Here is a 19525-nt window from a genome sequence, read left to right on the forward strand (position 1 = left end):
CGCTGCGCAGATAGGCAAGCCGACATCGCCCCGGCGGCTTGCCCAGCGACCGCGCTACAGGCGGCGGTTTGAGCCGCCGCAGCGCTGCTCGTGCCCTGCCCGCACGGCGACTTGCGGCGGCCATCGCCTGCATTTCGACATATTGTGGTCAAATTCGGCGCATAAACGGTTAAGGTACCTCTGATACAAGAGGCGCCGAGAGGCCGCGCTCAGCACCAACTGGAGCAGGGAATGCTGGAATTTGAAAATGTGTCCAAGTCCTTTTGGACGGGATCGCAGCACAAGGTCATCCTTGACCGGGTGTCTTTTCGCGTGGAACTTGGCAAGTCCTTGGGCATTCTGGCCCCCAACGGCACCGGCAAAACCACCCTGATCAACATGATGGCCGGGCTTGAGAAACCGGATGACGGTGAGATCAGGCGAAGCTGTAACATCTCGTTTCCATTGGGTTTTATGGGCGGCGTCGTCAACAAAGTCTCAGCCATGGAGAACGCCCGCTATATCGCGCGGCTCTATGGGCTCGACCCGGATTACGTCGAGAGTTTTTGCCGCTGGCTGTGCGGCTTGGGCGAATATTTCGACCAACCGCTTGGCACCTATTCCGCAGGGATGCGGGCGCGGTTCTCTTTCGCGCTGATGTTGGCGCTGGATTTTGATATCTATCTGATTGACGAAGGCATGCCCGGCACGACAGACGTAGAGTTCAACCGCAAGGCGGGCGACATTCTGAAAGAACGGTTGCAAACCACGACGATCATCATCGTTTCGCATCAGGCCCATACGCTTGAAAAGTTCGCCCGCTCCGCCGCTGTCCTTTTGGATGGTAAATTACATATGTTCGACACCTTGGAAGAAGCGAAACAGCTCTATGACTACGAAACCCAAGGCTAGGAAATTCCGCATCCGCAAGGCACCGCCGCCCGCCGCCTCCGGCGCATCGCCGAGCAGTGCAGCGAAAGCGCAGGCACCGCAGACCGATGCCGAAAAGGCCGAGAGAACGGCCAAGCTGCGCGCCGTGCCCGATGCAACGCAGGTAGAACCGTCGTACAGCAAGGAAGCCTTGGAACATGCCGCGCGCAGCGGCAAAACCTCGGATCCTGAAAGCCCCCGCAGCGGAGAGGTGTCGTCGGCCAAGGAAGTGTCGGCCGAGCAGGATATCGACGCGATCCGCCGCGAAGGGTTGACGGGCCGCCAATTGCGCATGGCGCGCCGCGTGGCGCAGAAACACGGGCTGGCACCGACCTCGGATTTCGACGCCGTGCGCCTTTTGCGCGCCAAGGGGATCGACCCGTTTCAGCGGTCCAACATGCTGGAACTCGTAGTGCCGCAATCGGGAGATCAGGGCGGCAGCGATCTGCCCGCCACCCGTGGGCAGCCCGGCGACGCAAAGGTGCAGCTGCCGCAGACCACTCCGCGCGGCCCCCGCGGCCTGCCCTCGACCGATGTGAGCCCCGCAGAGCGCCGCCAGCGCGAGATTTCCGACATTCAGCGCGACATCACCCGCCGCCGTCGCCGTAAAGCGGCCATGCTGATGGTGCGGCTTGCCTTCTTTGTCATGCTGCCGACCTTCGCGGCGGGCTATTATTTCTACAAAATCGCCACGCCGATGTATGCCACTGAAAGCCAGTTTCTGATCATCCAGAACGAAGGCGGCGGCGGCACCAGCCCCTTTGGCGGGTTACTGCCCACGCAATTCGCCAATAGCGCAGACAGCATCGCCACGCAGGCCTATCTGCAATCGAAAGACGCAATGCTGCGCCTTGATGAGGACGCAGGCTTTCGCACGCATTTCGCAGACCCGCAGATCGACGCGATCCAGCGGCTTTCGGAAAGCCCCACCAATGAGGAATCCTACAAGACCTACAAAAAGAACGTCAAAATCGGCTATGACCCGACCGAAGGCGTGATCCGGATGGAGGTCATCGCCGCCGATCCAGAGGTGTCGGAAGAATTCTCGAAACGCCTGCTCACCTATGCCGAAGAGCGGGTCAACGACCTGAGCAAGCAAAAGCGCGAAGACGGCATGCGTGACGCGCTCGAAGGCTATGAGACCGCGCAGACAAACCGCCGCGCGGCGCAGGAAGCGCTGATCAAACTGCAGGTCGACAACAACGTCGATCCCGAAGCGATGATCGCCTCGATCCGGACCCAGATCACCAATTACGAAACCCTGTTGATTGAGAAAGAACTCGAACTCGCCGCTCTGCTCGACAACCAGCGCCCGAACCAAGCCAAGGTCGACGGCGCGCGCGGCGATGTGCGGCGGCTTCGCGAACAGCTGACCAAACTGCGCGAACGCATGACCGCCGCCAACGAAGGCGAAAACTCGCTGGCGCAACAGGCGGTCGCGGCGCAGCTTGCGCAGGCCGATCTGGCCGCCGCCGACATGGTGCTGCAAAGCGCGCAAACCGCAATGGAGCAAGCCCGAACCGAGGCCGGGCGGCAGGTACGCTACCTCACCGTGGCCGTAAACCCCGTGGCCCCGGACGAGGCGACCTACCCCCGCAAGTTCGAAAACACGATATTGGCTTTTCTTATCTTTGCAGGCATCTACCTGATGTTGTCCCTGACAGCGTCCATTCTAAGAGAACAGGTAACTTCATGACCCAGCTGCGCATTGGCAACCTGACCGTCGGCAACGACCGTCCCCTCACCGTGATCGCTGGCCCCTGCCAGTTGGAGAGCGAAGACCACGCGCAGATGATCGCAGGCATCCTGAAAGAAGCCTGTGACGCGGCTGGCGCGCAGTTCATCTTCAAGGCCAGCTATGACAAGGCCAACCGCACCTCCCTCTCGGGCAAACGTGGTTTGGGCATTGAAAAGGGTCTGCAAGTCCTGCAATCCGTGGCCCGCGCCAATGATGTGCCTGTGCTGACGGATGTGCATAACGAAGCGCAATGCGCCCAGGCTGGTGAAGTGGTCGACGTGCTGCAGATCCCTGCGTTTCTCTGCCGCCAGACCGATATCCTGCTGGCCGCTGGCGAAACGGGCAAGGCCGTGAACGTCAAGAAGGGCCAGTTCCTCGCCCCTTGGGAGATGCAGAACATCGTCGACAAGATCGAAAGCACCGGCAATAAGAACATCCTCTTGACCGAGCGCGGCACGACCTTTGGATACAACACGTTGGTTGCCGACATGCGCAGCCTGCCGCAGATGGCCCAAACCGGCTATCCGGTGGTGATGGACGCGACACATTCCGTCGCGCAGCCGGGTGGCAAGGGCGGCTCTTCGGGCGGTCAGCGCGAATTTGCGCCCGTCATGGCGCGCGCGGCCGCATCCATCGGCGTCGCCGCTATTTTTATGGAGACGCACGAAGACCCCGATCGCGCGCCGAGCGATGGGCCCAACATGATTTACCTCGACCAGATGCCGGGGCTGATCAATCTGCTGATGCAATTCGATGCGCTGGCAAAAAGCCATCCGCTGACTTTCTAAATTTATCCCAAAAAGCGAGTATTTGACGTGAGTAAACCGGCCTCCACCGTGACCCCGAACACTTGGGAATTTCTCCGCGATGCGATGATCACCCCGACAGGCTTTCGTGAATATGACGCGCGTTGGAAATATCCCGACGACATCAACCTGCCCGGCATCACCGCGCTTGGCCTTGGCCTTGGCACGCAAATGCACGCGCGCGGGATCGAGCCTGTCATCGCCGTGGGCAATGACTATCGCGACTATTCGCTGTCGATCAAAAATGCTCTGATGCTTGGGCTGATGCAGGCCGGGATCACGGTCAAGGATATCGGCCCCGCCCTTTCCCCCATGGCCTATTTCGCGCAGTTCCACCTTGATGCTCCGGCGGTCGCCATGGTCACCGCCAGCCACAACCCGAACGGCTGGACCGGCGTTAAAATGGGCTTCCAACGCCCCCTGACCCACGGCCCCGATGAGATGGGCGAGCTGCGCGACATCGTCCTGAATGGCCGGGGCGAGCGGCGTCCGGGCGGTGCCTATGAATTTGTCGACGGTGTGCGCGAAGCCTACCTCGACGACCTTGTGGGAGACTTCAAAATGACCCGCAAGCTCAAGGTCGTCTGCGCCACTGGCAACGGCACCGCCTCGGCCTTCGCGCCTGAGCTGTTCCGCCGGCTGGGGGTCGAGGTTGTCGATAGCCACAACACGCTGGACTACACTTTCCCCCATTACAACCCGAACCCCGAAGCCATGGAAATGCTGCACGACATGGCCGACAGCGTGCGCGCCTCCGGCGCCGATCTGGCGCTTGGTTTTGATGGTGACGGCGACCGCTGCGGCGTGGTGGACAACGAGGGCGAAGAAATCTTCGCCGACAAGATGGGCGTCATCATGGCCCGCGATCTGGTGAAACTTTACCCCAACAGCACCTTTGTCGCGGATGTGAAATCCACCGGGCTCTTTGCCTCTGACCCTGAGTTGCAAAAACACGGGGCCAAGGCCGACTACTGGAAAACCGGCCACAGCCACATGAAGCGCCGCGTCAAAGAACTGGGCGCGCTGGCGGGCTTTGAGAAATCCGGCCACTATTTCTTGGCCGAGCCGATTGGCCGTGGCTATGACTGCGGCATGCGCGTCGCGGTGGAAATCTGCAAGCTGATGGACCGCAACCCGGACATGTCCATGTCTGACCTACGCCGCGCCCTGCCCCAGACTTGGGCCACGCCGACCATGTCGCCCTACGCCGCGGACACCGAGAAATACGACATCCTCGACCGTCTGGTTGAAAAGCTGGTCGCCAAAGCAGAGGCCGGAGACAAGATTGGCGGGCGCGCTATTGCCGAGGTGATCACCGTGAACGGCGCGCGCGTCATGCTCGACAACGGCGGCTGGGGCCTCGTGCGGGCGTCGTCCAACACGCCGAACCTTGTCGTGGTTTGCGAAAGCCCCGAATCCGAAGCCGAAATGCGCGCCATCTTTGCCGATATCGACGCAGTGATCCGGACCGAGCCGGGCGTCGGCGACTACGATCAATCGATCTGATCCGGCCCTTCGGCGACTTGAATAAGAAAGGCCCGGGGCATTGCCACCGGGCCTTTTTTCTTTGATCTGAAAGGGCTTACTTCAGTGCCGCTTCGCAAAAGGCGCGAATACGCTCCGCATCCTTCACACCCGGCGCACTTTCAACGCCAGAGGACACATCGACCTGCCGCGACCCGGTAAGGGCAATCGCCTCTCCGACGTTGTCTGCATTCAAACCACCGGCGAGCATCCAAGGCTTCGGCCAGCGCCGCCCTGCAATCAGCCGCCAGTCAAATGCCAAACCGTTCCCACCGGGCAGGACCGCGTCCTTCGGCGGTTTGGCATCAACCAAAAGCTGATCCGCGACCGTCACATAGTCGTTCAGCACCGCCAGATCAGCGCGGTCCGCCACGCCGATGGCCTTCATCACCGGCAGCCCATAGCGGGCCTTGACCTCGGCCACCCGCGCGGGGCTTTCGCTGCCGTGAAGCTGTAGCATGTCGAGAAACGGCACCGCCGCGAGCAGCGCATCAAGCGCTGCATCATCCGCGTTGACGGTCAGTGCGACTTTGCAAATGCCATCTGGCACCGCTTCCGTCATATGGGCTGCGGCCTCAAGCGACAGATGGCGCGGGGATTTTTCGAAAAAGACAAAGCCCAGCGTCCGAGCGCCCGCCAAAAGGGCGGCGGGCACATCCGCGGGGTCGGTCAAACCGCAAATTTTTACGTTAACATTCTCGGGCATGGGAGGGGTTTAGCCTGCTTCGTCCAGCAGCGCCAGCACCTCATCCTTGCCCTGATGCTTCTCTTCCTTAAGGCGGATCACTTCGCGCTCTAGGCGACGCCGCTCGCGGGCCTGTCGCGCCAGTTCTGCCCGGTGGCCGTGCTCTCGGATCCATTCCCAGACAAAACCAACCAAGAGACCCACGATAATCCCGCCAAGGATTACAATAAAGAGCGGCAGTTCCACGGATGGGTTCACCGCAAACCAACCTGAAATCTCGGTTGGAAGCACCTGAAGTGTCACGATATTTCGGTTCGCCAAGGCAACGGAAACCAGCGCCACCGCGAACAGCGCGATGCAGGCATAACGAATGTAACGCATCAGCTTTTCCCGTTCAGCCGGTCGCGCAGTAACTTGCCGGTCTTGAAGAAGGGCACGTGCTTTTCTTCGACATTCACTGTCTCACCGGTGCGCGGGTTGCGCCCCACGCGGGCATCGCGCTTTTTGACCGAAAAAGCGCCAAAGCCGCGCAGTTCAACCCGGTCTCCACGCGACATGGCACCCGTGATCTCGTCAAAGACCGTGTTTACGATCCGCTCAACATCACGTTGATAAAGATGCGGATTGTCGTCAGCGATCTTCTGGATCAGTTCCGACCGGATCATGGCACGTCCCCCGAGAATTTATTGATGTCTTAACCGACTATAGGAAATAACGCCCCACACGGGAAGGTGTTCCACCAGCGCTGCGATAGATTTTTCGCAGCGAAACCTCTGTTATTTCGGCTTTTTTCCGCCGCATACTGCCCGCAATGGCTCCGATGCACAGGGATTGGGCGCACATCCCTAATCCCGCTTTGCGATCGACTGCGGGGCGCGAAGGCAAAAAGGCCCCGCATGTTGCCATGCGGGGCCTTCGCTAACTACACACATTCAACGTGGAATGTGTTTACTCGTCGTCGCCTTTCAGCGCCGCACCAAGGATGTCGCCCAAGCTCGCGCCGGAGTCGGAGGAACCGTACTGCTGTACCGCCTCTTTCTCTTCTGCGATCTCGCGCGCCTTGATGGAGACGCCCAGACGGTGTGCCTTGGCATCAACGTTGGTGATACGCACGTCAACCTTGTCACCGACCGAGAAACGCTCAGGGCGCTGTTCGGCACGGTCACGGCTGAGGTCGGAACGACGGATGAAGCTCTTCATGCCTTCGTATTCGACTTCGATGCCACCTTCTTCGATGGAAGTCACGGTAACGGTCACGATCGAGCCGCGCTTCACGCCGCCAACGGCTTCGGCGAACTTGTCACCGCCAACGTTCTTGATTGAGAGCGAGATGCGCTCTTTCTCAACGTCGACTTCGGAGACGACGGCCTGAACCACGTCACCTTTACGGTAGTCTTGGATCGCTTCTTCGCCGCGCTGGTCCCAGCTGAGGTCGGAGAGGTGAACCATGCCGTCGATGTCGCCGGGCAGGCCAACGAACAGACCGAATTCGGTGATGTTCTTGACTTCGCCTTCGACTTCGGTGCCCTCGGGGTGTGTTTCAGCGAACACTTCCCATGGGTTGCGCATGGTCTGCTTGAGACCAAGGGAAACACGACGCTTGGCGCTGTCGATTTCCAGAACCATGACTTCGACTTCTTGCGAAGTGGACACGATCTTGCCGGGGTGCACGTTCTTCTTGGTCCAAGACATCTCGGACACGTGAACCAGACCTTCAACGCCCGGCTCCAGCTCAACAAATGCGCCGTAATCGGTGATGTTGGTCACACGACCGCTGTGCACGGAGGACAGCGGGTATTTCGCGCCAACCAGATCCCACGGGTCTTCTTGCAGCTGCTTCATGCCAAGGCTGATGCGGTGCGTCTCTTTGTTGATCTTGATGACCTGGACCTTGATGGTCTCGCCGATCGACAGGATCTCAGAGGGGTGGTTCACGCGGCGCCATGCCATGTCGGTGACGTGCAGCAGACCATCAACGCCGCCAAGGTCAACAAACGCGCCGTATTCGGTGATGTTCTTGACCACACCATCGACGGTCTGACCTTCGGTCAGGTTGCCAATGACTTCGGCACGCTGTTCGGCGCGGGACTCTTCGAGGATCGCACGGCGCGATACAACGATGTTGCCACGACGGCGGTCCATCTTGAGGATTTGGAACGGCTGCTTGAGACCCATGAGCGGGCCCGCGTCGCGCACGGGGCGGACATCGACCTGCGAACCGGGCAGGAACGCAACTGCGCCGCCGAGGTCGACGGTGAAGCCACCTTTGACACGGCCAAAGATCGCGCCTTCGACACGCTCTTCTGCAGCATAGGCTTTTTCCAGACGATCCCAGGCTTCCTCACGGCGGGCCATTTCGCGGCTGATGACAGCTTCGCCACGCGCGTTTTCGACTTGGCGAAGGAAAACTTCGACTTCGTCGCCAACTTCGATTTTGGGGGATTCGCCGGGATCAGCAAATTCTTTGAGCTCAACGCGGCCTTCCATTTTGTAGCCGACGTCGATGATGGCTTGCCCCGCTTCGACAGCGATCACCTTGCCTTTGACGACTGTGCCCTCTTGGGGCGTGTCCATTTCGAAGCTTTCGTTCAGAAGCGCTTCGAATTCGTCCATTGCTTTAGTCATGTAGCTTTTCGTATCCTTATCAAATGTTTCTGGCCGCGCGGTTGTCTCCGCCGGTCTGGAGTTGCAATTGGTCGTTGTGGTGGCACCGTGCAGATCACGCCGGAGAAGCTCCGAAGCAAAGGCACAGCGGTAAACCCGCAGCCGAACGCAAACAAAAGAGGGCCGGTTGGTACCGACCCTGCCCGTTATATCGCGCCCGAAGCTGTAACCGCCCCTTAGACAGGGCGCGTATAGGCCAATTTTGCCGCTCCTGCAAGGGCTATGCATACGTTTGGCGGGTGATATGCGGGGGTCTGCCGGGTGGAGGCGCTGTGGGCTCTGGCAAAAATCAGGGATGCTCGACACGATCCACGCGAGTTGAAAAGGCAGGCGGGGCCCGCGACGCCAACGCGCCACCAAGCGCGCCCTACGACGCCTGCGCGAACAGCCTCACCGTGGACAGCCCCGTCACCCGACTGCCCCGCCCCATCCGGCACCCAGACCCGGTGTCGGTTTTGGCGGATCGGCAAGATCGCCTTCGGCAAGCTCGCTGCCTTGAAAGCTGGCCAGATCCTCTACAAACTCCCACAGGCGTAGGAAGGTATAATCGACCTTTGCCAGCTCTTCCTCCACCAGCGCCGGGTTCGACCGGTCGAGCGCGCGCAGGTCGCGCATCACGTCGCCGACCATCGGCTTTATCTCCTGCGCACATTCCCCGGCAAAGCGCCGCAGAACACTCTGAACCTCAGAGCGCTTCTGCTCCTGCGTGGTGATGCCCAGTTGCAGTGCTGTCTTTTGCAGGGCGTTGAAAGCCGAGCGCCGCAAAGTGCTTTGCGAAAGCTCATCCTTGGCGATGTAATCGCTACACCCGCCGCGCAGCGCCTCAATCGCCACCTCGGTTTGATCCGTCCCGGTGACCATCACGGTTGCCGCGGCACCGTTCTGCGGATGGGCCCGGATCATCTGCAGCCCGCGCAACCCGTCCCCATCGGGCAGGTTGTAATCCAGTAAGATCAGGTCAAACTCCCCCTCATCCAACTGCTGGGCTAGGGCGGCGATACTCTCCGCCTCGGACATTCGGATGGGAAAGTCGAGCCCACCGCAAAGCCGTTTGATCCGCATGCGATCAAACCGCTGATCATCCACGATCAGGATACGCGCCACAGTGCCCGGCGTAGTCGTACCGCCTGCCGTATCGCCCGCGCCGGCCTCATGCCTTGCCACGCTCATCAGCTGTCCCCCTGCATTGCCCCGACATCTAGGCGCAGGGAGCCTAACAAATGATTAACCCCCACCTATTCGCCACCGCCCCTGCAGAGGAATGTTGCGGTGACGCGGCGGGGCGGCTACATGAGCCGCCATGAGTGAAACAGAACGCCCCCGCCGCAACTTCTATGGCCGCCTCAAAGGCAAATCCCTGAAGAAGTCGCAAAAGACCTATATCGACGAGGATCTCGACGCATTGTCGCCGGGGGCCGTCGATTGGGAGAGCAATCCCGACCGCACACCGCTGGACCTCGACACGCTCTTTGACGGGCGCAAGGTCTGGCTGGAAATCGGCTTTGGTGGCGGAGAGCATCTGGTGCATCAGGCGGGGCAAAACCCGGACGTCGGCATCATCGGCTGCGAGCCTTACATCAACGGTGTTGCGATGCTGCTGGGCAAAATCCGGCGGGCGGGCGTCGATAACCTTGCCATTCATCCCGGTGACGTGCGCGATATGTTCGACGTGCTGCCCGAAGCCTCCATCGACCGGGCGTTTTTGCTCTATCCCGACCCTTGGCCAAAAACCCGCCACCACCGCCGCCGCTTCGTCACGCCCGAGCATCTGCAGCCTCTGGCCCGCGTGTTGAAACCCGGTGCGATTTTCCGCGTGGCGACGGATATCGAAGACTACGTGCGCCAGACCCTTGAACAGGTGCCGCAGCACGGGTTTGACTGGCTGGCCGAAGGGCCGGAGGACTGGCGTGCGCCTTGGGATGATTGGATCTCGACCCGCTACGAGCAAAAAGCGCTGCGCGAAGGGCGCACCCCGCATTACCTGACCTTCCGCAAACGCTAAGCCCGAGCGCCTGATACCACCCTGATTACAATCCATTGCACGCGCGGCGATGGACGCTGCCGCCCGCCTGCGATAATAGGGGCCTCAAGCAGATTAGAGGTACCTCATGTCCAGTCACGGCAGCCCCATTCCCATGTCATCGCGCGCCTGCGGGCCGCTTAGCGGCACCGCCGAGGTGCCCGGCGACAAGTCGATCTCGCACCGCAGCCTGATCCTTGGTGCCATGGCCGTGGGCGAGACCACGATCACCGGGCTTTTGGAGGGGCAAGACGTGCTCGACACCGCCAAAGCCATGCGCGCTTTCGGGGCCGAGGTGGTTGACCACGGCGGCGGCTCCTACTCCGTCCATGGCGTTGGCGTTGGCGGCTTTGCCGAACCTGACAATGTAATCGACTGCGGCAACTCCGGCACCGGCGTGCGGCTTTTGATGGGGGCGATGGCGACCTCTGCGATCAGCGTGACATTCACCGGCGATGCCAGCCTCAACAGCCGCCCGATGGCCCGGGTGACCGATCCGCTGGCCCTGTTCGGCACGCAATCCGTGGGCCGCGCCGGGGGCCGCTTGCCCATGACATTGGTGGGCGCGGCTGAACCTATGCCGGTGCGCTATACTGTCCCGGTCCCTTCGGCGCAGGTCAAATCCGCCGTGCTGCTGGCCGGGTTGAATGCCCCCGGCAAAACCGTCGTGATTGAGGCGGAAGCCACGCGCGACCATACCGAGCGGATGCTGGCAGGCTTCGGCGCCGAGATCACGGTTGAGGACACGGACGAGGGCCGCATCATCACCCTGACTGGCCAGCCCGAGTTGAAGCCGCAACATATCGACGTGCCGCGCGACCCCTCCTCCGCCGCCTTCCCCGTTTGCGCCGCACTGATCGTACCCGGATCGGATGTGCTGGTGCCGGGCATTGGGCTGAACCCCACGCGAGCGGGCCTGTTCACCACCCTGCGCGAGATGGGCGCGGATCTGACCTATGAAAACGAACGGACCGAGGGCGGCGAGCCTGTCGCTGACCTGCGCGCGAAATTCTCCCCCAATCTCCATGGCATCGAAGTCCCCCCGCGCGGGCGGCGAGCATGATCGACGAATACCCCGTGCTCTCGGTCGTGGCGGCCTGTGCAACCGGCGAAACGGTGATGCGCGGCGTCAAGGAACTGCGCGTCAAAGAAAGCGACCGGATTGAGGCCATGGCCAGCGGGCTGCGCGCGAATGGGGTTGAGGTCGAAGACGGGCCGGATTGGTGGATCGTCAAAGGGCTGGGCCACGGCAATATTCCCGGAGGCGCGACCTGCCAAAGCCATCTCGACCACCGCATCGCCATGTCGTTCCTGATCCTCGGCATGGTCGCGCAAAACCCGGTGCAGGTGGATGACGGCGGCCCCATCGCCACGTCCTTCCCGATTTTCGAGCCGCTGATGGCGTCCTTGGGGGCACAGGTCGAACGGCTGCCTGCGTGATAGGCGACCGGCTCATCTGGCTCAGCCTCTGCGCCGCATTGGCCTTTGCAGCCCTTGCGGGCTTTGCCGAAACCTACCTGCGCGCGGGGGGCATGGGGGTCTTGGATGGGCGACTTTGGGGCTATGATCTGGCCGAGGCACGCGCCTATCTCGCCGCCCTCAGTCCGAGGCAGACCGCACTTTACCTCGGCCAGTTCCGGCTGGCTGACACCGCCTTCCCCGCGCTTTTGGCGCTGGCGCTGTTACTGTGGTTTCGGCGTTGGTCGGCGGGCGGGCTTCGGCTGGCGCTGACGCTGGCCGTCGCGCTCTACCTCGGGGCGGATTACACCGAGAACATGCTGATCGGGCGGCTCATTGAACTGGGGCCAGAACGCCTGACGGGACAAGCGGTCGCGACCGCCAGCCTGTTTACGCAGGCGAAATGGATGATACTGGCGGCCTGTTTCGGAGCAGCCCTGCTGCTTGGTCTACGGGCGCGCAACGAAAGGAACCTGCAATGACGAAGAACACCAGCGGCGGCATGACCGTCGCCATCGACGGCCCCGCAGCGGCGGGCAAAGGCACGGTCGCCAAGGCTGTCGCGGCGCATTTCGGCTTTGCGCATCTCGACACCGGGCTCTTGTACCGGGCGGTGGCCGCGAAAACCCTTACCGGGATGAACGCCGAAGAGGCCGCGCAAACCCTCGCCCCTGTCGATCTCGAAGACCCCAGCCTGCGCAACCCGGATGTCGCGCAGGAGGCCAGCAAAGTGGCGGTGATCCCCGCGGTACGGGCTGCCCTCGTGCGGTTCCAACGCAGCTTTGCCACCCGCGCGGGCGGTGCGGTGCTGGACGGGCGCGACATCGGAACGGTGATCTGCCCCGATGCGCCGGTGAAACTCTTTATCACCGCCAGCCCCGAAGTGCGCGCGCAGCGCCGCTTTGCAGAGCTTGCGGGCAAGGGGATTGAGATCACCTATGAAACCGTGTTGGAAGACGTCAAACAGCGCGACCTTCGCGACATGAGCCGCGACCAAGCGCCGCTGAAACCGGCCGACGATGCCAAGCAGATCGACACGACTGAGATGGCGATTGAAGATGCGGTGGCCGCTGCGGTCGCTCTCATTGAGGCCAAACAGGCCGAGCGGGGCTAAACGCCGCGAAGCCTAGGGGTGGGCGCGACCGCCCACCCCGATATCGTTATACTGCCGCCTTAAGCTGCTCGACCAGATCGCGGCGCTCCCAGCTGAAACCGCCATCCGCATCAGGCGCGCGGCCAAAGTGGCCATAGGCCGCCGTGCGCTGGTAAATCGGCTTGTTCAACTGCAGATGCTCGCGAATGCCGCGCGGGGTGAGGTCGATGATCTGACGGATCGCCTTTTCAATCGCCGCGTCATGCACATCGCCGGTGCCATGGGTGTCGCAATAGATCGACAGCGGCTCGCTCACGCCAATCGCATAGCTAAGCTGAATGGTGCATTTCTTGGCCATCCCCGCTGCCACGACGTTTTTGGCCAAATAGCGCGCCACATAGGCGGCGGAGCGGTCAACCTTGGTCGGGTCCTTGCCTGAGAACGCACCGCCGCCATGGGGCGCGGCTCCGCCATAGGTGTCGACGATGATCTTACGACCCGTGAGGCCCGCGTCGCCATCCGGCCCGCCGATGACGAAAACGCCCGTGGGGTTCACGTGCCAGACGGTGTCATCGTCGATCCAGCCCTCGGGCAGCACTTCGCGGATGTAAGGCTCAACGATATCGCGGATATCGGCGCTGGTCTGGCGTTCGCTCTCATGCTGGGTCGAGAGCACGATGGAGCTGACCCCCACTGGTTTGCCGTTTTCATAGCGCACCGAAAGCTGGCTTTTGGCGTCGGGCCGCAGGGTGGGCTCGGTGCCGTCCTTGCGCACTTCGGCCAGACGCCGCAGCACCGCATGGGCGTAGTGGATCGGAGCGGGCATCAGCTCGGGCGTCTCGTCGGTGGCGAAACCGAACATGATGCCTTGATCGCCTGCGCCCTCTTCCTTTTCACCCGACGCATCAACGCCTTGGGCGATATGGGCGGATTGGGGGTGCAGCAGGTTGGTGATCTCACATGTCGCGTGGTGGAACTCATCCTGCTCATAGCCGATGTCTTTGATGCAGGCGCGGGCGATGTCTTCGACACCGGCCAGATATTCGTCAAGCTTGGCCTTGTTGGCCAGACCGACCTCACCGCCAATCACGACGCGGTTGGTGGTGGCAAAGGTCTCGGCGGCGACCCGCGCTTCGGGTTCCTCGCTGATGAAAGCGTCGAGGATCGCATCGGAAATCCGGTCGCAGACCTTATCCGGGTGCCCCTCGGAAACGGATTCCGAAGTGAAAGTGTAGTTCTGACGGGACATGTAGTGCTCCAATAAAAATTACGCACCACGTCAGGAAGCCGTTGTGGTGCTCTGCCAATGGCTTAGACAACCGCTGGTGGATGGTCAATCGGCATTCCCGGGGCTGCGGCGGCGGGCCACGGCAAGCCCCGCAAGGCACAGCGCCAAGAGCACAGAAAGCGGCAAATCTCCGCTCCGGCTATAGAGTGTGGGCGGCAAGGGCGCGGGCAGTGGCGCGTCGATTAACCCTTCGGTGTTCAGCGCCAGCGACGCGGTCACACGCCCCTGCGGGTCGATCATCGCCGAGATGCCAGTGTTGGCCGCACGGGCCATCGGCAGCCCCTGCTCAATTGCCCGCATCCGCGCTTGGGCAAGGTGCTGGCGCGGGCCTGCGGCCTTGCCGAACCACGCATCGTTGGTGACCTGCATCAAAAACGCGGGCCGCGCCGGTGCGGCGTTCACGTCATGGGCAAAGACGGCCTCATAGCAGATCAGCGGCAATGCCGCGCCGAGCGGTCCGATATCCAAAAGCTGCGCACCCGGCCCGCTGGAAAAGCCGTTGCCCTCCTGCGCGGCGAGCCCGTGTATCCCGAAACGCGCCATTAGATCGCCCAGCGGCATATATTCGCCAAAGGGCACGAGATGGTGTTTGTCATAGACCTGTCCGACCGCTCCATCGGCATCCAGCACCACCAGCGAATTGTAATAGCGCATGTTCGACCGGCGCTGCACGCCCAGAACCACCGGCACGTCAGAGGCGGCTCCAATCTCGGCCAGCGCACTGCCCGCCATATCCAGCGCCCATGGGATCGCGGTTTCGGGCCAGATTACCAGATCAGGCGCTTGGCCCCCGTCTTGCGGCGCGGCGGCGGTATAGTCGAGTTGCCGTGTGAAAAAGAATTCGAATTTGTCGGCGTTCCACTTCTCTCGCTGGGTCGCATTGGGCTGCACCAGCCGCACCACATGATCAGTCAGAACCGCTGGCGGCGCTTGCGGTGGCAGCAGCAAGAGCAGAACGGTCGACAGCGCCAGCGTCCCCTGCCCCAATCGCAGCGCCAAAGGGCCGCGCAGCAGCAAGATCGCGGCGATGGCAAAGAGCCAGAGGTTCAGCGCATAGGGGCCGACCCAAGCCAACCCCTGCCCGGCCATCACGCCGACCAGCGCCTGCGCGGGCATGGCCCATGGAAAACCCGTGAAAATATAGGCGCGCAGCAGTTCCACCGCCGCCCAAGCCAGCGCCAAGGCCAGCCCGCGCCGTGGCGCAACCCAGCGGGCCAGACCAAAGGCCAGCCCCCAAAACAGCGCCATGCCCGCCGCCAGCAGGATCAGCGCAAAGGGCGCCATCCAGCCGTGGCGGGCCACATCGACCAAGAAGGGCGACACGATCCATTGCAGCGCGTGCAGGAAATAGCCAAAGCCAAAGCCCCAACCCAACAGCGCCGCGCGAAACGGGCCGCCAGATCGCGCACGGTACAGCCAAAACGCCGCCACCAGCCCGGCAAAGAGCATAAGCGGCAGTTCATAGGGTGCTTGCCCGAAGGCTGCGACGGCGCCGGCGATCGGAGCCAGCAACATCCGGCCCCGCATCGCCAGCCGTTGCCTCATCCCCCGGCCCCTTGGGTGCGGACCCGCAACCTTTTGATGCGGCGTGGATCGGCGTCGATCACTTCGAACTCAGGGCCATCGGGGTGCAAAACCACTTCGCCGCGCGCCGGAACCCGGCCCGACAGCATAAAGACCAAACCACCAAGGGTGTCGATCTCCTCCTCGTCGACGGTCTCATGATCGGTCAGCGAATGGCCAATCTCAGCCTCGAAATCACCCAATGGTGTCTTGGCGAGCGCCAGATAGGTACCGGGTTTCTCGACCGTCCAATAGGTGCCCTCGTCGACATCATGTTCGTCTTCGATTTCGCCTATGACCTGTTCGATCAGGTCTTCGATGGTGACAAGCCCGTCAACGCCGCCATATTCATCAATCACCAAGGCCATATGGCGCCGCTCCGCCTGCATCTTGGTCAGCAGCACGCCGATGGTCATCGACGGCGGCACATAGACCAAGGGGCGCAGCATGGCGCGCAGATCAAATTTGGTGTTTTTGCCGTTAAAACCGTGGTTCAGCGCAAGGTCTTTCAGGTGGACCATGCCCACGGGCGTGTCCAGCGTGCCGTCATAGACGGGCAGCCGTGTCATACCGCTTTCCTTGAAGACGGCTACCAGCTCATCCAACGTGGCGCTGACCGGCACAGCGGTGATATCAGCCTTAGGCACCGCCACATCATCGACCCGCATCCGGCGCAGATTGATCATGCCGTGACCCGTGGGCCGCTCGGCCTCTGCCGATGCCTCTGGGGTGTCATCTTCGCTGTCCGATGGGCTTAGCGCCTCGAACACCCGAGAAAAGAAATTACCGGTGCGCATTGCGCTATCGTCCGGCAGCTCATGTCTATCTTCATCCGCAAGCGCGCTCTGCGCCGCCTCAGATGATCCGTCTGTATCGCCCATTGGGTCCCGTCTGTGTTGCAAAGCCCCTTAAGGCCCATTTTCCTTATATGGGTCATCATAACCCATTTTGCCAAGTATTTCGCGCTCTAACCCCTCCATCAACATGGCGTCGGGGTCATTTTCGTGGTCATAGCCCAGAAGATGCAACAGCCCATGTACGATGAGATGGGTCACATGCGCATTCAAAGGCTTGGCCGCCGCATTGGCCTCGGCGGCACATGTCTCATAAGCCATGGCGATGTCGCCCAGTTCAAGCATTCCGTCAATGCCGGGGGCGACGGGCAGCGGATCGCCGCCCGGTATGGCCGCGCCGCGTTCCTCCGCAGGCCAGCTGAGCACATTTGTGGCACGCGCCTTGCCACGAAAATCTTCGTTCAGCACAGCAATGCGCGCATCATCGCAGGCCAGTAGGGTCATCTCTGTCGCCTCGGCGTCGAGGCCGAGATGCCCCAGAGTGGCGCGTGCTGCGGCATGGGCGAGCGGTTCAAGGTCGACCGCGTTCCAGCGGTCGTCCTCAATCACGATATCGAAATCTTCAAGCATTACGTCAAGCGGCACCGCTATCCGCCTCATAAGCCTCGATAATCGCCGCCACGAGCGGGTGGCGCACCACGTCCTTCGAGGTGAAGTAGTTGAAGCTAATACTTGGGATCGTTTTCAGCAAACGTTCGGCATCCTGAAGCCCCGACTGCACCCCGCGCGGCAGGTCGATCTGTGTGCGGTCGCCAGTAATTACCATGCGGGAATTTTGCCCCAGACGTGTCAGGAACATCTTCATTTGCATCGACGTGGCGTTCTGCGCCTCATCCAACACGACAAAAGCATTCGACAGCGTCCGCCCCCGCATAAAGGCCAGCGGTGCGATCTCGATGCGCTTTTCCTCTAGCAGTTTCGCCAGTTGCTTGCCCGGCAGGAAGTCATTCAGCGCGTCATAGAGCGGCTGCATGTAGGGATCGACTTTGTCCTTCATGTCACCCGGCAGATAGCCCAGCTTCTCCCCGCTTCGACCGCAGGGCGGGAAAGGATGATCCGGTCCACATGGCCACCGATGAACATCGACACGCCCACCGCCACCGCCAGATAGGTTTTGCCGGTGCCCGCAGGGCCGATGCCAAAGGCCAGTTCATTGTCGAACAGCGACTGCACATAGGCTTTTTGCGCATCGGTGCGCGGCTCGACCCGTTTCTTGCGGGTCTGGATCTCAATCGCGTCGCCCATCGGCATTTCCAACTGATCGCCCTGACGCACGCCAGTGCCCGCGCTGGAATTGCCCATGCGCAACATGCCGTCCACATCTGCAGGCTCAACCGAGCGCCCGCTTTCCAGCCGCACATAAAGCGCGTTGAGCAGGCTTTCTGCTTTCTCGACGGCCTCGCCCTCACCCAAGATCTGCAGGTGATTGCCGCGCCGGATGATCTGCACCTCGAGCGATTTCTCGATGGCAGCCAGATGCGCGTCATAGGCGCCGCAGAGGTCGATCAAAAGGCGGTTATCGGGAAACTCCACCACCCGTTCGGCCGCGGTTTCCGGTGTCATCAGATCAGTTGAAGGCAATGCGCGTATCCTTTGTGAAGCACTAAATGGTGAGATAGTCAGGCGGGCAGGATTTACCAACCCGTAGCGACAAAAAGGGCCGAAGCGCAACGCGCTCCGGCCCGGTGTGTTTGATATGGCCCGCCAAGGTCAGTTCGGGTCTTTGATCTTGGAGCCACCTTTGAAGTGGCCCGCGGTATGTGTCGGCGGCGCCACGCCCGAGCAGACCGGCTTGCCGAATTTATCAAGCCGCGCCGAGAGATAGCCCTCGACCCCGTCATCGATGATCCAGTGGTCGCAGCCGTTTGGATCAACCCAGATGCCCGCTTGAAGGGTGCTGAGGTGCTTTGTGTCGATGCCGCGGTCAACGGTCTTGTCCGAAGGATACCCCCGGCCCAGACCGCCTTCGTAATCGGTACAGGCCGACAGGCCGACGGCACAGGCGGTGACCATGAGAAGTTTCGTCTTAATCACTTTTACGGTCCCTTCAGCGAATGCAGATAATTTCGACACGGCGGTTTTTGGCCATGTTCGCAGCGGAATTGTTCGGCACGGCAGGCATCCGTTCACCATAGCCACGCACATCAGCGATCTTGGCCCCGACTTGGTTGGCGACACGCGCCACCGAGTTTGCGCGGTTGTAGGACAGACGCATGTTATAGGCATCCGAGGCACGGCTGTCGGTATGGCCGGTGATGATGTAGGACACCGCGCCGGTCGACTGGAAGAAATTCGCCAGACGCGCGCGACCCTGGGCCGAGATGTTGTATTTGTCGGTGGCAAAGAACTGGTCCGCTTCCATCACACCGCAGACATCGCCACGGCGGCATACCGGGATGCCCTGACGGGTCGTATGCGGGGTCATATAACCCTCGGCCCCGTCATCCATGACCCAATGTTCACAGCCATCGGGATCGACCCAGATGGTCGGCGTGTAGACGCCCTTGTCACGGCCCTGTTGCGAGGGTGTCTGCGCATCGGCCGACGTGCTGGCCACAGTCAGCGCCGCCGCCATCGTCAGGCTGGCCATGGCGCGCAGTGCTTTGGAAATAGTGGGTCCCACAGCTTTTGTCCTATTCTAAATATTGATTCTTATTTTTGGCAAATGCGACCCCTCCCCGGACCCGCGCCTTGTTAGTATAGGGTTAGGTTAGGTAAAAACTGCCCTGCTGTGAAGCTGTGAAATCAACATTTTGTGGCCGAGCCTTGACCGATTACAACGAATCCTTCGCGCAATAACGGTGAAACCGATGACTGCGGCGGCCGTTTTCTGTTCACCGGAAAGACTGAAATTACCCTATTGCCTATGCCTTGGCGACAATCCCCGGCAAGCCCTTGAGATTGTTCTCAACCCCCTGACAGT

General features: G+C 61.4%; 18 protein-coding genes, 2 pseudogenes and 1 riboswitch. Of the genes and pseudogenes, 8 read left to right on the forward strand and 12 right to left on the reverse strand.

Going from position 1 to position 19525, the window contains the following annotated elements; translation table 11 throughout:
- Positions 1-231: 231 nt before the first annotated feature.
- From ACFQAU_RS02065 to ACFQAU_RS02080, 4 genes are read left to right on the forward strand one after another with little or no spacing between them, the layout of a single operon-like run.
- Positions 232-891 carry an ABC transporter ATP-binding protein gene (locus tag ACFQAU_RS02065; protein WP_067628983.1) on the forward strand — a complete coding sequence of 220 codons (660 nt, stop codon included), beginning with the start codon at positions 232-234 and terminating at the stop codon, positions 889-891.
- On the forward strand, positions 869-2605 hold the full coding sequence (locus ACFQAU_RS02070) for a KpsE/RkpR family capsule polysaccharide export protein (RefSeq protein WP_132445782.1): 1737 nt from the start codon (positions 869-871) through the stop codon (positions 2603-2605). The genes ACFQAU_RS02065 and ACFQAU_RS02070 overlap by 23 nt, the downstream gene beginning before the upstream one ends.
- Complete coding sequence (kdsA, locus tag ACFQAU_RS02075; RefSeq protein ID WP_067942157.1) at positions 2602-3435, forward strand: 3-deoxy-8-phosphooctulonate synthase; 834 nt, start codon at positions 2602-2604, stop codon at positions 3433-3435. The genes ACFQAU_RS02070 and kdsA overlap by 4 nt, the downstream gene beginning before the upstream one ends.
- Before the next feature lie 27 nt (positions 3436-3462).
- Positions 3463-4959: a phosphomannomutase/phosphoglucomutase gene (locus ACFQAU_RS02080; protein WP_132445779.1), complete on the forward strand. Its 1497-nt coding sequence runs from the start codon at positions 3463-3465 to the stop codon at positions 4957-4959.
- A 76-nt stretch (positions 4960-5035) separates the two neighbouring features.
- Here the strand turns inward: ACFQAU_RS02080 and ACFQAU_RS02085 are convergent, their stop codons facing one another.
- The 5 genes from ACFQAU_RS02085 to ACFQAU_RS02105 form a co-directional block, all read right to left on the reverse strand.
- A complete protein-coding gene (locus ACFQAU_RS02085; protein ID WP_120350586.1) occupies positions 5036-5683 on the reverse strand; it encodes a phosphoribosylanthranilate isomerase in 648 nt (215 codons plus the stop codon).
- A 9-nt stretch (positions 5684-5692) separates the two neighbouring features.
- Complete coding sequence (locus ACFQAU_RS02090; RefSeq protein WP_067626059.1) at positions 5693-6043, reverse strand: lipopolysaccharide assembly protein LapA domain-containing protein; 351 nt, start codon at positions 6041-6043, stop codon at positions 5693-5695.
- Positions 6043-6327 carry an integration host factor subunit beta gene (gene ihfB, locus ACFQAU_RS02095; protein WP_067626061.1) on the reverse strand — a complete coding sequence of 95 codons (285 nt, stop codon included), beginning with the start codon at positions 6325-6327 and terminating at the stop codon, positions 6043-6045. Before ihfB ends, ACFQAU_RS02090 begins: the two co-directional genes overlap by 1 nt.
- 283 nt (positions 6328-6610) lie before the next feature.
- Positions 6611-8554, reverse strand: coding sequence for a 30S ribosomal protein S1 (gene rpsA, locus ACFQAU_RS02100; RefSeq protein WP_260012292.1), 1944 nt, complete (start codon positions 8552-8554; stop codon positions 6611-6613).
- A 180-nt stretch (positions 8555-8734) separates the two neighbouring features.
- Positions 8735-9496, reverse strand: a complete 762-nt coding sequence (locus ACFQAU_RS02105) for a response regulator (protein ID WP_132445776.1) — start codon at positions 9494-9496, stop codon at positions 8735-8737.
- A gap of 130 nt (positions 9497-9626) precedes the next feature.
- Here ACFQAU_RS02105 and trmB point away from each other — a divergent pair, with 130 nt between their 5' ends.
- The 4 genes and pseudogenes from trmB to ACFQAU_RS02125 all read left to right on the forward strand — a co-directional run bounded on the left by trmB (position 9627) and on the right by ACFQAU_RS02125 (position 12918).
- On the forward strand, positions 9627-10328 hold the full coding sequence (gene trmB, locus ACFQAU_RS02110) for a tRNA (guanine(46)-N(7))-methyltransferase TrmB (protein WP_132445773.1): 702 nt from the start codon (positions 9627-9629) through the stop codon (positions 10326-10328).
- A gap of 106 nt (positions 10329-10434) precedes the next feature.
- Positions 10435-11786, forward strand: a pseudogene (aroA, locus tag ACFQAU_RS02115) (3-phosphoshikimate 1-carboxyvinyltransferase).
- Positions 11783-12286: a hypothetical protein gene (locus ACFQAU_RS02120; protein ID WP_132445767.1), complete on the forward strand. Its 504-nt coding sequence runs from the start codon at positions 11783-11785 to the stop codon at positions 12284-12286. The pseudogene aroA and the gene ACFQAU_RS02120 overlap by 4 nt, the downstream one beginning before the upstream one ends.
- Positions 12283-12918 carry a (d)CMP kinase gene (locus ACFQAU_RS02125; protein WP_132445764.1) on the forward strand — a complete coding sequence of 212 codons (636 nt, stop codon included), beginning with the start codon at positions 12283-12285 and terminating at the stop codon, positions 12916-12918. Before ACFQAU_RS02120 ends, ACFQAU_RS02125 begins: the two co-directional genes overlap by 4 nt.
- 46 nt (positions 12919-12964) lie before the next feature.
- Here the strand turns inward: ACFQAU_RS02125 and metK are convergent, their stop codons facing one another.
- From metK to ACFQAU_RS02160, 7 genes and pseudogenes are all read right to left on the reverse strand, one after another.
- Positions 12965-14146 (reverse strand): methionine adenosyltransferase, encoded by a 1182-nt coding sequence (gene metK, locus ACFQAU_RS02130; RefSeq protein ID WP_132445761.1) that lies wholly within the window; start codon positions 14144-14146, stop codon positions 12965-12967.
- Between the two features lie 4 nt (positions 14147-14150).
- A riboswitch (SAM-SAH riboswitch) is annotated at positions 14151-14199 on the reverse strand.
- A 31-nt stretch (positions 14200-14230) separates the two neighbouring features.
- Positions 14231-15730: an apolipoprotein N-acyltransferase gene (gene lnt, locus ACFQAU_RS02135; protein WP_132445758.1), complete on the reverse strand. Its 1500-nt coding sequence runs from the start codon at positions 15728-15730 to the stop codon at positions 14231-14233.
- The gene (locus ACFQAU_RS02140) at positions 15727-16629 is read right to left on the reverse strand and encodes a hemolysin family protein (RefSeq protein WP_007120802.1); all 903 of its coding nucleotides are present in this window, start codon (positions 16627-16629) and stop codon (positions 15727-15729) included. The genes lnt and ACFQAU_RS02140 overlap by 4 nt, the downstream gene beginning before the upstream one ends.
- 27 nt (positions 16630-16656) lie before the next feature.
- Complete coding sequence (gene ybeY, locus ACFQAU_RS02145) at positions 16657-17202, reverse strand: rRNA maturation RNase YbeY (RefSeq protein ID WP_132445756.1); 546 nt, start codon at positions 17200-17202, stop codon at positions 16657-16659.
- Positions 17177-18165, reverse strand: a pseudogene (locus ACFQAU_RS02150) (PhoH family protein). Before ACFQAU_RS02150 ends, ybeY begins: the two are co-directional and overlap by 26 nt.
- 147 nt (positions 18166-18312) lie before the next feature.
- Positions 18313-18615, reverse strand: coding sequence for a hypothetical protein (locus tag ACFQAU_RS02155; protein ID WP_386283760.1), 303 nt, complete (start codon positions 18613-18615; stop codon positions 18313-18315).
- A 34-nt stretch (positions 18616-18649) separates the two neighbouring features.
- Positions 18650-19192, reverse strand: a complete 543-nt coding sequence (locus ACFQAU_RS02160; RefSeq protein WP_386283763.1) for an OmpA family protein — start codon at positions 19190-19192, stop codon at positions 18650-18652.
- Positions 19193-19525: the final 333 nt, after the last annotated feature.

This window comes from Sulfitobacter profundi (assembly GCF_042661425.1).
GTDB classification, from domain to species: Bacteria; Pseudomonadota; Alphaproteobacteria; order Rhodobacterales; family Rhodobacteraceae; genus Sulfitobacter; species Sulfitobacter profundi.